At 61.2% G+C, this 14383-nt stretch carries 12 protein-coding genes; 3 read left to right on the top strand and 9 right to left on the bottom strand.

The window, feature by feature from the left end; all coding sequences use genetic code 11:
• On the bottom strand, positions 1-1647 hold the full coding sequence (locus tag HU773_RS17220; RefSeq protein ID WP_120733546.1) for a GMC family oxidoreductase: 1647 nt from the start codon (positions 1645-1647) through the stop codon (positions 1-3).
• Positions 1648-1776: 129 nt separating this feature from the next.
• Here HU773_RS17220 and HU773_RS17215 point away from each other — a divergent pair, with 129 nt between their 5' ends.
• Complete coding sequence (locus tag HU773_RS17215; protein ID WP_057439441.1) at positions 1777-2664, top strand: LysR family transcriptional regulator; 888 nt, start codon at positions 1777-1779, stop codon at positions 2662-2664.
• Between the two features lie 157 nt (positions 2665-2821).
• Here HU773_RS17215 and HU773_RS17210 read toward each other — a convergent pair whose 3' ends face one another.
• The 5 genes from HU773_RS17210 to HU773_RS17190 all read right to left on the bottom strand — a co-directional run bounded on the left by HU773_RS17210 (position 2822) and on the right by HU773_RS17190 (position 10257).
• Positions 2822-4681: a DUF3857 domain-containing transglutaminase family protein gene (locus HU773_RS17210; protein WP_186626208.1), complete on the bottom strand. Its 1860-nt coding sequence runs from the start codon at positions 4679-4681 to the stop codon at positions 2822-2824.
• 151 nt (positions 4682-4832) lie between these two features.
• On the bottom strand, positions 4833-5930 hold the full coding sequence (locus tag HU773_RS17205; RefSeq protein WP_169990473.1) for a DNA alkylation repair protein: 1098 nt from the start codon (positions 5928-5930) through the stop codon (positions 4833-4835).
• A 119-nt stretch (positions 5931-6049) separates the two neighbouring features.
• Positions 6050-7396 carry a glutamine synthetase family protein gene (locus tag HU773_RS17200; protein WP_186626207.1) on the bottom strand — a complete coding sequence of 449 codons (1347 nt, stop codon included), beginning with the start codon at positions 7394-7396 and terminating at the stop codon, positions 6050-6052.
• A gap of 22 nt (positions 7397-7418) precedes the next feature.
• Positions 7419-7976: a helix-turn-helix domain-containing protein gene (locus HU773_RS17195; RefSeq protein WP_057959121.1), complete on the bottom strand. Its 558-nt coding sequence runs from the start codon at positions 7974-7976 to the stop codon at positions 7419-7421.
• 121 nt (positions 7977-8097) lie between these two features.
• Complete coding sequence (locus tag HU773_RS17190; RefSeq protein ID WP_169990471.1) at positions 8098-10257, bottom strand: WG repeat-containing protein; 2160 nt, start codon at positions 10255-10257, stop codon at positions 8098-8100.
• 130 nt (positions 10258-10387) lie between these two features.
• On the opposite strand from HU773_RS17190, the gene HU773_RS17185 reads away from it, so the two are divergent.
• Positions 10388-10693 carry an RcnB family protein gene (locus tag HU773_RS17185; RefSeq protein WP_057959123.1) on the top strand — a complete coding sequence of 102 codons (306 nt, stop codon included), beginning with the start codon at positions 10388-10390 and terminating at the stop codon, positions 10691-10693.
• 177 nt (positions 10694-10870) lie between these two features.
• Positions 10871-12061 (top strand): MFS transporter, encoded by a 1191-nt coding sequence (locus HU773_RS17180; RefSeq protein WP_057959124.1) that lies wholly within the window; start codon positions 10871-10873, stop codon positions 12059-12061.
• Between the two features lie 147 nt (positions 12062-12208).
• Here the strand turns inward: HU773_RS17180 and HU773_RS17175 are convergent, their stop codons facing one another.
• The 3 genes from HU773_RS17175 to HU773_RS17165 form a co-directional block, all read right to left on the bottom strand.
• Positions 12209-12457 (bottom strand): DUF1652 domain-containing protein, encoded by a 249-nt coding sequence (locus HU773_RS17175; protein ID WP_057439435.1) that lies wholly within the window; start codon positions 12455-12457, stop codon positions 12209-12211.
• Positions 12458-12468: 11 nt separating this feature from the next.
• The gene (locus tag HU773_RS17170) at positions 12469-12720 is read right to left on the bottom strand and encodes a CsbD family protein (protein ID WP_057439434.1); all 252 of its coding nucleotides are present in this window, start codon (positions 12718-12720) and stop codon (positions 12469-12471) included.
• 132 nt (positions 12721-12852) lie between these two features.
• Positions 12853-14349 carry a PAS domain S-box protein gene (locus HU773_RS17165; RefSeq protein WP_057439433.1) on the bottom strand — a complete coding sequence of 499 codons (1497 nt, stop codon included), beginning with the start codon at positions 14347-14349 and terminating at the stop codon, positions 12853-12855.
• Positions 14350-14383 lie beyond the last annotated feature (34 nt).

Below are 14383 nucleotides of genomic sequence, written 5' to 3'. Positions count from 1 at the left end.
TCATGCCGGTGTTGTCTGTTCTCTTTCGGGGGTGAGGTTCCTTGTTTGAGGGGACAGAATCAGTTGCGCGGCTTTTTCCGCGATCATCAGGGTGGGTGAGCAGGTATTGCCGGAGGTGATGCGCGGCATGATCGAGGCATCGGCGATGCGCAGGCCGGGCACGCCGTGCACGCGTAACTGGGCATCGACCACCGCGTCTTTATCCTGGCCCATGCGGCAGGTGCCGACCGGGTGAAAAATCGTGGTGCCGATCCGCGCCGCCGCCTCTTGCAATTGTTCATCGCTTTGCAAGGCCTCACCGGGCAGGTATTCCACCGGGTTGAAGGGGCGCAGGGCCTGGGCGCCGACAATGCGCCGGGTCAGGCGAATGGCATCGGCGGCCACGCGCAAGTCTTCGGGATGGCTCAGGTAGTTGGGCTGGATCAATGGCGGCGTCGCGGGATCGGCCGAGCGGATATCAATGCGTCCGCGACTCTGCGGGCGCAAGTCGCAAACCGACGCAGTAAATGCCGGGAACGCGTGCAGCGGTTCGCCAAAGCGTTCCAGCGACAGTGGTTGCACGTGGTATTCGAGGTTGGCCGAAGTCTGTTCCGGCCCCGAGCGGGCGAAGGCGCCGAGCTGGCTGGGCGCCATGGACAGCGGGCCGCTGCGGTCATACAGGTATTGCAGGCCCATGCCCATCTTGCCCCACACGGAGCCGGCGATCTGGTTCAGGGTGCGGGCGTTTTCCAGCTTGTAGATCAGCCGCAGTTGCAGGTGGTCCTGCAGATTGCCACCGACCCCTGGCAGTTCGTGCAGGACCTCGATGCCCAAGGGCTTGAGGATGCTCGAAGGCCCTATCCCGGAGCGCTGCAGGATGCCGGGCGAACCCACCGCCCCGGCGCACAGGATGATTTCCTTATGGGCTTTCCAGGTCACTACTTGCCCTAGCTGGCGGCCCACCACCGCACTGGCACGGCCGTTTTCCAGGAGTACACGGTCGACTTCCACGCCGGTGAGCACCGTGAGGTTGGCGCGCTGGCGGATGGGCTTGAGAAACGCCTTGGCCGCATTCCAGCGTACGCCGCCTTTCTGGTTGACCTGGAAGTAGCCACACCCTTCGTTATCGCCCTGGTTGAAGTCGTCGATGCTGGCGATGCCACTTTGCTTGGCGGCTTCGCGGAAGGCATCGAGGATCGGCCAGTGCAGGCGCTGTTGCTCCACGCGCCACTCGCCGCTGTCGCCATGCAGGGGCGAGGCACCGGCAAAATGGTTTTCGCTTTGCTTGAACAGCGGCAATACATCGTCCCAGGCCCAGCCGGGGTTGCCTTCGGCGGCCCAGCCATCGTAGTCGTTGGCCTGGCCGCGCATGTAGATCATGCCGTTGATCGACGAGCAGCCGCCCAGCACCTTGCCCCGTGGATAGCTCAGGGCACGACCTTGCAGGCCGGGTTGGGTTTCGGTCTTGAAGCACCAGTCGGTGCGCGGGTTGCCGATGCAGAACAGGTAGCCGACGGGGATATGGATCCAGGGGTAGTTGTCGCGCCCGCCCGCTTCAAGCAGCAGCACACGATGGGCAGGGTTGGCGGACAGTCGATTGGCCAGCAGGCAGCCCGCAGGGCCGGCGCCTACTACCACGTAATCGTATTGCGCAGGTGCAATAGTCATCTGGGGTCTCGCTTGTTTTTCTTATTGGCTCCATCCTAGTTGTTAGTTTTCGTCTTAAAAATGTTAGTTTTTACCCAGCTGCTGTGCGTTTTTAAACAGCGCTGCGCTCATGGCCGAGAGGGGGGTGACATGTTCGACTGGAATGACCTGCGGTATTTTCTTGAGTTGCAGCGCAGCGGGCGCCTGCTCACCGCCGCCCAGCGCCTGAAAACCACGCATGCCACTGTGGCCCGGCATATCGAGGCCATCGAGAAAAGCCTCGGCACCGCGCTGTTTGTGCAGCATGCCCAGGGGTACGAACTGACGCCGTCGGGCGAAGCACTGCTCAAGCATGCCGAAGCCATGGAGAACGTTGCACTGCTCGCCGAAGAAGAGCTGACCCATTCCGCCGCGCCCCTGGGCAAGATTCGCCTGGGGGTCGCCGAAGGCTTGGGGGTGATGTTCCTTGCCAGCCGCATGGGCGGCCTGTTCGAGCGTTATCCGGGGCTGGAAGTGGAACTGGTGGCGGTGCCGCGTTTTGTCAGCATCCTCAACCGCGAGGCGGAGATCAGCATCCACCTGGAGCGCCCCAGCGTCGATCAACTGGTCACGCGCAAACTCACCGACTACCGCCTGGCCCTCTATGCCAGCCGCAGCTACCTGGCGCGTTCGCCAGCCATCGAGAAACGCGAAGACCTGGCCGCCCACGCGTGGATCGACTACGTCGACGACCTGCTGTTCAGCCAGGAACTGAAACTCCTCAGCAGCTTTTGCCGCAACCCCCGGGTGGTATTCCACAGCACCAGCGTCATCGCCCAGCACCAGGCGGCGCGCTCGGGGTTGGGGATTGCCGTGCTGCCGTGTTTTGTCGCCGCCGGGGACCCGGACCTGGTGCCGCTATTGCCGGAAGAGGGCATCCAGCGCAGTTACTGGATCAGCTCCCGCCGCGAATTGCACAAGTCGGTGCGGTTGCGGGTGTTGTGGGATTACGTGGTGGAGTTGTGTGCCAAGGAGCAGGGGCTGCTGTTGGGCGCGTAGCGAAGGGCATGGGGGATCTACAGAGATCAAATGTGGGAGCTGTCGAGCCCTAGCGAGGCTGCGATGGCGGCGGTACTGCCAGCATTGATGTTGACTGACCTGCCGCCATCGCAGCCTCGCAGGGCGAGACAGCTCCCACATGGGACTGTGTGTGGGCTTAGAGTTTCACCGTCTGGTGTACCTGTTCACCACACGCACGGGCATCGTTGATCATCTTTTCAAATGGCGCGCTGACGATTTCATCATGGCTCAACCAGCGCACTTTCTGGGTCAACCGGTAGTGGTAGCGCAAGCCATCCTTGAGCTGTTCGCCATCGAGTTCCAGGTCATACCACGGCGAGTGGATCTTGCAGCCTTGAACAGGCTTGTCCATCTGCCCGCCGGTCAAGGTAAAGGTGTAGTCGACGGTGTCCGGGTTGCCCATGTACAGGTCGCCCCGTTGCCCGTTGCGGCGGTAGTTGAGCAGGCCGTCCCATTTCTCTTTGAGCGACTGGTCGGTGTAGACGTAGCCTTCGTCGAGTTTTTCCAGGGCGCCCAGGTCGGTCATGCTGGCCTTGACCGTGTAGCTGTCGGGCTGCACGAACCCGGTGGGCTGGCGGGTGACCTGGCAATCGCTGATCTCGCGGCCAAAGTTGTCGCAGATGTTCTGGTCGGTGGCGGTAGCCCCCTGTTCGCGATCAGCCATGCTCAGTTGCATCAGGGGCAGGCGGCTGAAGGTGACGCTGGCGCGGGTCGTGCCATTGCCCTGTTTGTCGTAATGCACCTGCTTGTCCAGGCGGATGCTGGTGTCAGGGCGTGCCAGGGGGATATGTTCCTCACGCACCCGGCCCTGGGCATCGTTGACCAGTACCCAGCGGTCCTGGATATCGGGCAGGGTCTGGCCTGGAGCGAACACCGGGTTGGTCGGGTCCAGCCACCACACCTGGCCGGCCACTTCGGCACGCACGATGGCATGGTTGGGCGCACCGGTGCCCGGCACCAGCAGCGAATCCACCACATCCCCACGGCTGACCCAGGCAGTCTCGGCCTTGATCCCGCTGGCCTTGAGCATGGCGGTGAGGAGGATGGACAGGTCCTTGCAGTCGCCATAACCGTGCTGTTCGATCTCCTCCAGGTTAAACGGCACATAGCCGCGATCGGTGGCACGCCAGTCACCCAGGTAACGGTAATGGTCGTTGATGTGCTGCATCAGGCCGGCCACTTGCTGCGCCGGGTCCAAGCCCTTCACCGCAGCTACGGCGGCGGCACTGTCAGCCGGCAGCTTGGCCGCGAGGATCTGATTGTAGCGCTGGGCAAAGCCGCCGAAATGTTTTTGCACATCGAGGCTGCTGCCCACTTCGATCCGTGGGATCAGGCGGATATAGGCGTGGCCCGATTCGTTGATGTAGTTGAGATAGGTCGGCGTCTTTTGCTCGATATCCAGGGTCTTGCGATTGACCGAGGGGGTAATGGTGAAGCCGTCCATCAACTCGGCGCGCCACTCGATCGGCCGTTCCGCGGTGAAGCGCGCCTTGAGCCGGTCGCGCCGCGCATTGCTGGGGCCGAACTGCAGGGCGTAGTGGAACTCGGTCATCAGCGGCTTGGCGGGGTGATGCTCGCGCACGGTGTAGCGGATCTGCGTGCCGACCCGCAGGTTGGGGAATGCCAGGGACGTTTGCTTCAGCCTGGAAAACCCCTGGTCAGGGTTGGGCGCGGTGCGCGTGTCGATCTGTGCTTCGCCAAGCCGCTGTGGCTTGCCGCCGGGCTGGGTGGATTCGGCGTGCAGCACTTCAAAACTATCGCCTTCGGCATAGTTGAAGTCGATTCGCGACAAAATTTCCCGGCCGCTGGGCTTGAGAATGGTGTAGCGGTAGGTGGTGGTGCAATCGGTGCTGGCATCACGGTTGAAGTGGCAGTGCAGCTCGGATTCGTTGGCAAGTGCAGCTTCGGCCATGGGTTGCAACGCGGCATGAGCAGTGTGCGAAACAAGCCCCAGACTGGCGCAAATCAAAGGGCAGTAAAACGAGAAACGGTGCATGGGCGCCTCAGGTGGAACATTGACACAGATACCCTGGCGGGTACCAAGAAGGCGGCAGATGATAATGGATCGCAACACCAAAAACCAGTATTGTCGGACAATAAATATCGCTGAAAGGCCCGAGATAGAGCCTTCGTCTTGGTAAGGGTGGTCAGTCGAGCAGCTCGAAGTCGCTGCTGGCCAGGCGTTCGCCGTTCACCAGCACATGCACCGTATGCCGGCCGGGGTAGTGCTTGCGCGTGGTCATATCGCGGATATGTTGGCCACGCAGCAGCGTATGCCGTTCACCCGCGCCGAGGGTAAAAGCCTTGAGCTTGAACACTTTGGCGGCGCTATGGCCTGCGCTTTTTACATAGTCGATGGCGTAGTCCACCACCAGTTTTTGTGGGGCGCTGGTGGTGGATTCGAGGCTGAACGACAGGTTGATCCGCTCACCCAGGCGAATCACCGGGGGCTCGACCTTGAACTGGTGGATTTTCACCTCGGCCCGCGCCCCGGCCCCCATGATCGTCAGCGCGCGGGTATTGCCCTGCTTGATCAGGCTGCGCAGGGCGTGGCGGGCGATCCAGGCGGTGTGGGGGTTGTCCAGGGACCAGCTTTCGATGACATCCAGCACCCAATCCGGATGGTCCTTGGTGATGTCATTGAGGTGGTTGGCCACGGACTTGCGCACATACAGACTGCTGTCGGCCTTGAGGTTCTCCAGGATCGACGCACACAGGCGCGGATCGGCCTGCACCTGGGCCAGGCGAAACGACCATGGCAACCTCGGACGCGAGCCCTCGCTGGCGAGGCGGCGTACGTGCTCGTTGTCATCCAGCGACCATTGCTGCATCACCGCCAGGGTGCGTTGGAAATCCTTGAGCAGAAAGGCCCGCACAGCAAATTCGGCAGAGCCAAATGTGGTGAAGTACTTGAGCGCCGCCATTGAGCGCTGGAAATCATCCAGGCCATAGCTGGCCACATAATGCCCGAGGAACAGGCTGACAAAACCACTGTTCAGGCGCGGGGCCAGGGCATACAAATGTTCGAGGGTTTGCGGATAGTCCAGGGGCATCACTGCGTGCAGGCTTTCACTGACCCGAGCCATGCGCTGCATGACCGACAACCCGGCCAGGTCACGCTTGGCGTGCTTGAGAAAGCCCTTGGCATCGAAGGGCGGGTACACCGCGCTCATCTCATCGGCGATGTGTTGCAGGCGTTCGACGTTGAAGATTTCCTTGAGGGCAGGGGCGCTTTGGTCGGTCATGGGGCAGTCCGCAGGAGAGGGCGATGGTCGGGCTTTTTCAAAGTAGCACCTTACTCAAGGCCGCGAAGCTCAAAATGTGGGAGCCAGCTCCCACAAGGAATGTGCAGGGTGCTCGGTATCTACAGGTACCAGCGATATTCCCGCGCATTGATCTCCTGCTGGAAGGCCAGATGATCCTGGCGTTTGTTTTCGCAATAGACGTCGACAAACTCCGCACCCAAGCCCTCGCGCAGGACCGGTTGTTGCTGCATGGCGCGCACCGCCTCGAGCATTTCCAGGGGGAAGTCATGGCCGCTGGTGCGGTCTTCGTTCAGCGGTGCGATAGGCTCCTGCGCGGCGTCCAGGCCGTGCTCCAGCCCGACCAGGATCGCCGCCAGCACCAGGTACGGGTTGGCGTCGGCACTGGCCAGCCGATGTTCGATCCGCAGGTTGCGCGGGTCGGACTCGGGAATGCGCACGCAGGCGTCACGGTCCTCATAGCCCCAGCAGGCCTTGGTGGCCGCATTGACCGTGCCGCCCAGGCGGCGGAAGGCGTTGTGGTTGGGCGAGAAAATCGGCATGCAGTGCGGCAGCAGTGCCAGGCAACCCGCCACCGCGTGGCGCAACGGCTGTTGCTGGTGCGCCGCCAGCAGGTTGTTGCCGGCGGCGTCATACAGGCTCACATGCACATGCATGCCACTGCCCGGATGTTGCAGGTAGGGCTTGGCCATGAAACTGGCGCGATAGCCATGCTTGAGCGCCACGCCACGGGTACTGCGGCAGAACAGGGCGGCCCAGTCGGCGGCGCGCAGGCCATCGTCGAGGTGACCAAAGTTGATTTCAAACTGGCCGGGGCCCAGTTCGGCAGTGACCACCGTAATGTCGATCCCCTGGGCCTGGGCGGTCTGCACCATGTCATCGAGCACCGGCGCAAAACGCGACAGCCGCTCGATATGCAGGGTCGGTTGGTCATCGGGGTCGTCGCTCAACGGGTCGCGGGCAAATTGCGGCAGGCCGTCGTTGAGCTTTTTATCGAACAGGTAGAACTCCAGCTCAAACGCCACTACCGGGTGAATGCCCTTGCGGTGCAGGCGTTCCAGGACTTTGGCCAGGACTTCACGGGGTTCGAATTCGATGGGGGCCTCGGTGCCGTCGGAGGTGATCAGCATTTGCCCCAGGGGCTGGGCTTCCCAGCTCACCGGCTTGAGCGTGCCGGGCACCAGGCGGCGGTTGGCGTCGGGGTCGCCGTCATGGAAGCAGTAGTCGCCAATCTTGAACAGACCGCCCTGGGCGCCCAGCAGCACGGCGTTCTGCGGCAGCTTCAGGGGGCTGCCGGCGGCGACTTTTTCCAACATTTCAACCGGGTAGCGCTTGCCGTAGAAACGCCCTGGGATATCCAGGGCGATCAGGTCGACATAACGTACATCCGGATGGTTCTGGCGAAAGGTCCGTACTTCGGCCAGTAACGTGGAGGAATGGCTTTTCACGGGTGACGCTCCTTGGTGTGCCTTAGTTGTAGACCCACAGCACGCGGGCCGGCAGGTCGGTCAGGTTGCCGTAGCGGCAGTGGGCAAAACTGGCGAGGTGAAAGCTGTCGCCGGGGCCGAGAGTCACCGCGTCGGCCTCGCCTTCGACCCACAGCGTCAGGTGGCCTTCGAGTACATAACCGGCCTGCTCGGCGCGGTCGCTCATGGTCTGCTCGCCACTGTTGGCGCCGGGTTCGAGCAGGCTGTCGAGGATCGAAAACGCCCCCTGCATGCTGGGGGAGACGAGGATGTCGGTGATGCCGTTGGCGTAATACACCGTGCGCCGCTCGTTGGGGCGGGTGACCCAGGCCACAGCCTTGGGTTTGGACAGGCTGTAGAAGTAGGTGGTGGGTACGTCCAGCGCATGGCTGATGGCAGTCAGGTCCGCCACGGTGGGGCGCGACAAGCCACGCTCGACCTGGGACAGGAACCCCACGGAGCGCTCGATCTTCTGCGCCAGTTGGGCCAGGGTGAGCTTCTTGTATTTGCGCAGGTCGTGAATCAGGATCGCCAGGGCGTCCAGTTCTTCTTGTTTGTCCATGGGTGCTTCGTGAAATTCTTATCTAAAAATTTCATGAAAAATTACAGGATTAATTTCATGCGCGCAATAGAGAGCCCTTGTAAGAGCCGGCCAGCCAGCTCCTGCAAGGGCCTGTATCACCTCACTCGCGCTCGAAGCTATCGGTCTGGTTGCCATCGGCGTCGAACACATTGACCCGGTTTGGCACCTGGGTATCCCAGATGCTATAGGTCGCTTCGTTGCTGTTGTACGGGAAGCTGTACTGGGTATACGACCCCAGTTTTTTCACCACGCGGTTGTTTTTGTCGATCAATACCAAGCCTTCAAACCCATCCATTTCTGCCGAGGCGAGGTTCTTCTGGAAGGGGTTGAGTTTGCTGTAGGTCACGGGCACGCGCAGTTTGCCGTGTACATCAATGGCGCCATAGCGGCTGCCCTTTTGCACCACCGCCATGCCGTTGGAGAACGGGTTGACGTCATCGAATGGCAGGCTCAAAGGCAGCGCCTTGCCCTGTTCGTTGATAAAGCTGTATTTGCGGCTGCCACGGTCCTGGATCAGCAGGGGCTGGCCCTGGACAAACTGGCCGAAAACGGTCGCGCCGGGAGGGTTGAGTTTCTTCATCTGCAGGTTGTAGACGTCGGTCTGTTTCTGGTCGGCGGAGGTGGCGTAGATAAACTCGCCGCTGCCGTTGATTGCGGAGTAGCGCGGTGCCAACAGCTCCTTGCCGCTCAGGCTCCAGGCGCCGTACAACGAGTTCGAGCCATAGGTGGTCTCGCCAGGGCGGGCGATGAACACGTTGCCGATCACACTGGGGTTGACGTACTTCATGGGCACCACGACCTGTAGCTTCTTCACGTCGTAGACCCCATAGGGGCCGTTGGTTTCACGCTCGACAATCATCAGGTCGTCGTTGACCGCGCTGTCGATGATTTCGAAGGGCAGTTCTTTCAACGTCTGCGTACCCGGTACAAAGGCAAAGTATTTGAACAGCAATTCGCTCCAGCCCTCGCCGGAAGATTTTTCGCCGACCATGATGTGGTACACGCCGGGCATCTCGGTGGTATCAATGCGCTTGAAGCGCGGCTTCACCACCCATTGCCCCTTGCTGTCGATAAAACCGCTGCTTTCGCTGGCGCTGTCGTAGGCGATGTAGCGCTCGCGAGGGGCGGTGCTGCTGTGCATTTCCCAATCAAGGGTTTGGGGTTGGAGCGGGTCCAGCACGTAAATCACGATGCTGGCGGGGGTGTCTTCGAATTGGTAGGTGGCCTGCACGTTACTCAGCTCGCTGTCGGAGCTGGGCAGGTTGCTGGCGAACTGTTCCAGATGATCCTGCACCGCCGCGGCACTCTTGAAGTCGGCGAAGTTGTCTTCCATACGCAGCAGTTCGTTGTAATAGGCCCGCAGGTTGGCCTTTTGTTCGGCGGTGGGCGAGGAATTGGAGCTGTTGCCGCCGCTGTACAGGGTCTTGCCATCGGCCGTCAGGCCCTGGATCACATAGGATTTGTTTTTCGGCGTTGCCAGTTGCAAGGAGGCGCTGGCGTCGCCCAGATGGGTCAGTTGGTACACCTCGCCACCCTCGGCGGTGGCTTTCGGGTGGGCCCGGTCCAGGACGATTTTATTGAAGCCGGGGTAGGCCTGATACGTCAGGGCCAGGCTGATGCGTTCCAGGGGCTTGTTGAGCTTGAGTTCGGCCTGGGTGGTGTCCTGGTCCTGCTCCTCACTGTCCTCATCCTTGATCGCCACCTCGGCGAAGGGCTGCTGCGAGCCGTCGCGAAAGTACAGGGTCTGGATGCGATAGCTGGCTTCGGTCTGCTGATCGGGCAGGGCCCCGCGCTTGAGCACCTCGCGAATCGCCTCGACTTCCAGTTTCAGCCCGGATGCATTGTCGAAGAACAACTGCTGGAACTGCCCCGGTGTGCGCTTGAGGTCGGTCAATGCCGCTTTCAGTTCGGCGGCGGGGAAGGGCACGAACGGCTCCTCATAGTTCAGCTCTTTCTGTTCGCCTGGTGTAGCGGTGGCCGGGCCGACTTCCAGGCGCATGCTTTCGAGCATGGCGATGCGGTTGATGCCGTCGCGCATATCGAGGATCAGGTAATTCAGGCGTTTTTTTGCTTCTGGCAACGGCAGGTCCCGGATGCCATCCACACCGCCCTCATTGAGTTGCGCTTCGCTGTATTCGGGACCGTCAAGCAGGCCGTGGGTGGCGCGGCGGTCCAGCAAGTAATAAGTGGCACCGCCAATCACGGCGATCACGATCAGGGCGCTGGCCAGCAGTTTGGTTCGGGTCAGGGCTGTTTTCATTGTTCTCGGACTCGATGGAGGGCTGGCGCAAGATTAGCAGGCACCGATACCCGTGGCTGTATTGCGGGTGAATGATTGCAGGGCCCTGCTGTCGGAACCTGGGTACGCATTATTTACTGAAGGAATACCCATGAAAGCAACGTCCCTGATTGCCAGCCTGCTGGTTGCCGCCAGCCTGTCCACCGCCAGCGTTACCGTGCAAGCCGAGGACAATCCGCAGAAAACCGTGGAGCCTTCGAACATCAACACCCGAGACTTGAAAGTCGGAGACCGTGCGCCGGATATCCTGGTGCGCAAGGAGTCGGCCCTGGGCGACTGGAAAAAGCGCGGCCTGAAACCGCCCCACGACGACAGCCAGTGGGCGCGGATCAATGATCGTTATGTGCTGGTGAAAATCACCAATGGCACCATCCTCGACATCACCCCTGCCAAATAACGGGTGCGGGGGGAAACGGGCTGATGCCGCTTTTCCCCCCCTTCGCTGCGCGCATTTAAAAATCGCATGCACGAATGCATAAAACAGTCTTTTTTGCTGCTCATCCTGAGGTAAGGTAGCTGCGCAATGCGCCCGTCATGGCGTGTGCTACGACTCTTTTCAGGAAACGAGAGCAGGATGCTGAAAACAATAAAAAACTACCCCCGCAGCGTAAACCTGCTGCTATCGGCCACGCTGGTATTGACCCTGGCCAAGGCGATCACCTTTCCGTACATGGTGATCTACCTGTCCAGTCACTTCGCCCTGGGCATCAGCCAAGTGGGCCTGGTGATCGGCAGCTCGTTGATCGTCGGTTCCCTGTTGAGCGTGTACGGCGGTTTCCTCGTGGACCGGGTCAATAGCTACCGGCTGTTGCTGGGCCTGAGCCTGCTGTTCGTCCTGGGATTCGTCGGCACCTTGCTGGCTCGCGAGCTATGGCTTTTCTACAGTTGCCTGATCCTGATCAACTTGGCGTATGCGGTGATCGATGTCGCGGTCAAGGCCGGCTTTGCCAGCCTGTTGCCGGTCGATGCGCGCAGCGAAGTGTTTTCCATCAAGTACACCCTGACCAATATCGGCTACGCGGTAGGGCCGTTTCTGGGGGCGATGGTGGCCAAGGTCGATATGAGCTTGCCGTTTGTCTTGTCGGTGTTGCTGGGGATGGGGTTCTTCCTGCTGTACTGGCGCTGGGGCGACCGCAGCCTGGCCACGGTGGACGCCGCGCAAAAACCGGTGCCGTTCCTGGCGGTGGGCCGGGTATTGCTGCGCGATCATCGCCTGGTGTGCTTCACCCTCGGCGGCCTGCTCAGTGCCGTGGTATTCGGGCAGTTCACCGCCTACCTGTCGCAGTACCTGGTGACCACCTCGGACGCCGAATACACCTACACCGTGATCAGCGCCATCCTGACCACCAACGCCCTGCTGGTCATCGCCCTGCAATACGTGATCGGTCGGCAGATCAGCCACCGTCACCTGAGCCGCTGGCTGATCTTCGGGCTGGGCATGTTCATGCTAGGGGTGATGGGTTTTGCGCTGTCCACCAGCGTGTGGTGGTGGGTGGTGTCGATGGCGATCTTCACCGTGGGGGAGATCATCGTGTTTCCCGCCGAATACATGTTTATCGACCGCATCGCCCCTGACCACCTGCGCGGCATGTACTACGGTGCGCAAAACCTCTCCAACCTCGGCGCCGCACTGGGGCCGGTGTTGTGCGGCCTGGTGCTGGCCAGCCTGCCGGCGCACTACATGTTCTACATGTTGGCGGGGTTTATCGTGGCCGGGGGGCTGTTCTACTTTATAGGGGCATCGTTGAAGCCACGCCCGTTGTAGACAAGGCCAAAGCGCGGAGCTGCGCCCCTGTGGGAGCGAGCTTGCTCGCGATGGCGGTGGGTCAGTCAAGTCACTGTTGGCTGTCTCACCGCCATCGCGGGCAAGCCCGCTCCCACAGGGGTAGGCGTCCCTACAGAGGGGGTGTTGTCAGATGGAGAGCGCGCCGCCCACGGTGTTGCTGTGCAATTCGTAGCGCAGTTCCTCGACCATCGTTGCGACGTCCTCCGGGGTCTTGAGTTTGTTGACGCTGATCCCGGTGACCACCAGGTCCACGCGGCCGCTCTGGGCGTCAAACACTTTCAAGGTCAGTGACGAGTCGCGGCACAGGGTGAATTCGCAGGTCAGCGGCAACAGGGCTTCTTCGATGCAATTACGCAGTTGGGCCAGGGTAAACATGCCAGCCCCCATCAACGACGACGCAGCAACAGGCCCAGCACCAGGCCCACGCCAGCAACGATCGCCACGGTGGCCAGGGGCTTGCGCTGGGCAAAGTCACCAACAGTGTCCAGCGCATCGCCATAGGTCTGTTGCAATTGGCCGGCCGCCTGGCGCGCTACGCCCTGGGCCTGCAGTTGTTCGTCGTCGGTCATTTCGCCGAGAAAGTCCTGAGCCTTGCCCACGGCTTTTTTCACGCGGCCGGTGACTTGTTCACTGTTCATGCTGCCTCCTTCAAGGGCAAAAAACTCGCCATGACACAGGGCATCAAACCCTGTGCCTACCCTTCAAGGTTAAGCAGCCCATCGCCCGGCAATAAGGCGAATTTGCACTGGTCGCCCTAGTGCATTTGCACCTTATTTCGCACTTTTTGCCCGCCGTTCCCCGGCAAACAACCCGCGTTCCCTGGCCCAGACGATGGCGGCGCTGCGGCTGTGCACGTTGAGCTTGGAGTACACCGTGGCCACATGATTGCGCACGGTATTGGGTGCCAGCTTCAAGCGCGAGGCGATTTCCTTGTCGGCCAGGCCTTCACAAATCAGCCCCAGCACATCCCGCTCGCGGGCGGTCAGGTCGGTAAAGGCGATGGTCGTCAGGTTGGGGCTGTTGACGCTCTTGGCGTTGGCCAGTTTTTCGATCAGGGTCTGGCTGAACCAGGACGCGTCTTTCATCACTTCCTCGATGGCCGACACCAACTCCAGCTCCGAGCGTTTGCGCTCGGTGATATTCATCATCACCAGCAGGTAACAGGTCGTGTCCTGGATGCTCACGGTGTCGGCCGACACCACGCAATCAATCACCTCATTGCCTTTCTTGCGGATTTTCAGGTCCTGGCCGTCGAGGTTGCCGGCTTTTTCCAGAGTGGCGAACAACTGCGTGCAGGCCTCCTTGCTGTCGATGAAGTCGATATCGCTGATGGACTTCCCAATCAACTCTTCGCTGGTGTAGCCGGTGACGCTCATGAACGCGTCGTTGACGTCCACCACCTGCTGATTGTCCGCGTCGCACACCAGGGTCGGCACCGGCGTCAGGCGGAAGGACTTGGCAAACCGCTCCTCGCTCTGGCGCAGGGCGGTTTCGGCCTTGCGCCGGGGCTCAAGGTCAGTGAAGGAAAACAGCATGCATTCCTCATCGTTCATATCCAGCGGCTGGCCGGCGACAATCACCAGCTTGCTGCCGCCTTCGGGCAGCTTCAGCTCGGCTTGCATCTGCGGGATGGTCGCGCCTTCGCCCAGGCGCTGGATTGCCAGCTCCTTGCGCTCGGCCTGTTCCAGCACGTCCAGTTCGTACACTGAACGGCCGATCACCTGGTCGCGGTTGTAGCCGGTCATCTCCAGGAAGCCCTGGTTGACCTTGATATAGCGCAGATCACTCAAGCGGCAGATCACCGCCGGCGCCGGGTTGGCGTTGAAGGTCTTTTCAAAGCGCTGCTCGGCGCTGGCCCATTCGGTGGCATCGCTCAAAATCAGCACCAGCAGTTCCGGCTTGCCGGCGCTGTCGGTGAGCGCCAGGCTGCGCAGGCGGTGGACCCAGGTGCGGTCGGTGTCGGCGCTGGGCGTGACTTCGACCACCACATCACTGAACTCTTCGCCGTTGGCCACCCGGCTCAGCGGATAGGCTTCCAGGGGCAGCGGGTGATTGTTGCGGTAGCGCAGGGCAAAGCGCTCGGCGTATTCGGCGGTGTTGGCGCCGAGCCCGGCAATGTCATCCAGGCCATGCATGGCCAGCGCGGCTTCGTTGGCCCAGAGAATGCTCTGGTCGATCTCGGCGAGAATCACCCCATCGGACAGTCCGGAAATGATCTGCTGCAATTGGCGGCGATTGGTTTCTTGGGCGAGAACGGCCTGGCTCATGGTTTCTCCAAAATGGCTACATAACGACATCGGC

This window comes from Pseudomonas shahriarae (assembly GCF_014268455.2).
GTDB classification, from domain to species: domain Bacteria; phylum Pseudomonadota; class Gammaproteobacteria; order Pseudomonadales; family Pseudomonadaceae; genus Aquipseudomonas; species Aquipseudomonas shahriarae.
Note: the sequence above shows the minus strand (reverse complement) of the source record. Positions and strands in the feature narration are given on the sequence as shown.

Bases quoted from the DNA above. Each gene is read 5' to 3' on its own strand.
- HU773_RS17175 (WP_057439435.1), bottom strand. From the start codon at position 12,457: ATGTTTACCCTGGCCCAACTGCGTAATTGCATCGAAGAAGCCCTGTTG.
- HU773_RS17170 (WP_057439434.1), bottom strand. From the start codon at position 12,720: ATGAACAGTGAACAAGTCACCGGCCGCGTGAAAAAAGCCGTGGGCAAG.
- HU773_RS17205 (WP_169990473.1), bottom strand. From the start codon at position 5,930: ATGACCGACCAAAGCGCCCCTGCCCTCAAGGAAATCTTCAACGTCGAA.
- HU773_RS17190 (WP_169990471.1), bottom strand. From the start codon at position 10,257: ATGAAAACAGCCCTGACCCGAACCAAACTGCTGGCCAGCGCCCTGATC.
- HU773_RS17220 (WP_120733546.1), bottom strand. From the start codon at position 1,647: ATGACTATTGCACCTGCGCAATACGATTACGTGGTAGTAGGCGCCGGC.
- HU773_RS17165 (WP_057439433.1), bottom strand. From the start codon at position 14,349: ATGAGCCAGGCCGTTCTCGCCCAAGAAACCAATCGCCGCCAATTGCAG.
- HU773_RS17180 (WP_057959124.1), top strand. From the start codon at position 10,871: ATGCTGAAAACAATAAAAAACTACCCCCGCAGCGTAAACCTGCTGCTA.
- HU773_RS17195 (WP_057959121.1), bottom strand. From the start codon at position 7,976: ATGGACAAACAAGAAGAACTGGACGCCCTGGCGATCCTGATTCACGAC.
- HU773_RS17210 (WP_186626208.1), bottom strand. From the start codon at position 4,681: ATGCACCGTTTCTCGTTTTACTGCCCTTTGATTTGCGCCAGTCTGGGG.
- HU773_RS17215 (WP_057439441.1), top strand. From the start codon at position 1,777: ATGTTCGACTGGAATGACCTGCGGTATTTTCTTGAGTTGCAGCGCAGC.
- HU773_RS17185 (WP_057959123.1), top strand. From the start codon at position 10,388: ATGAAAGCAACGTCCCTGATTGCCAGCCTGCTGGTTGCCGCCAGCCTG.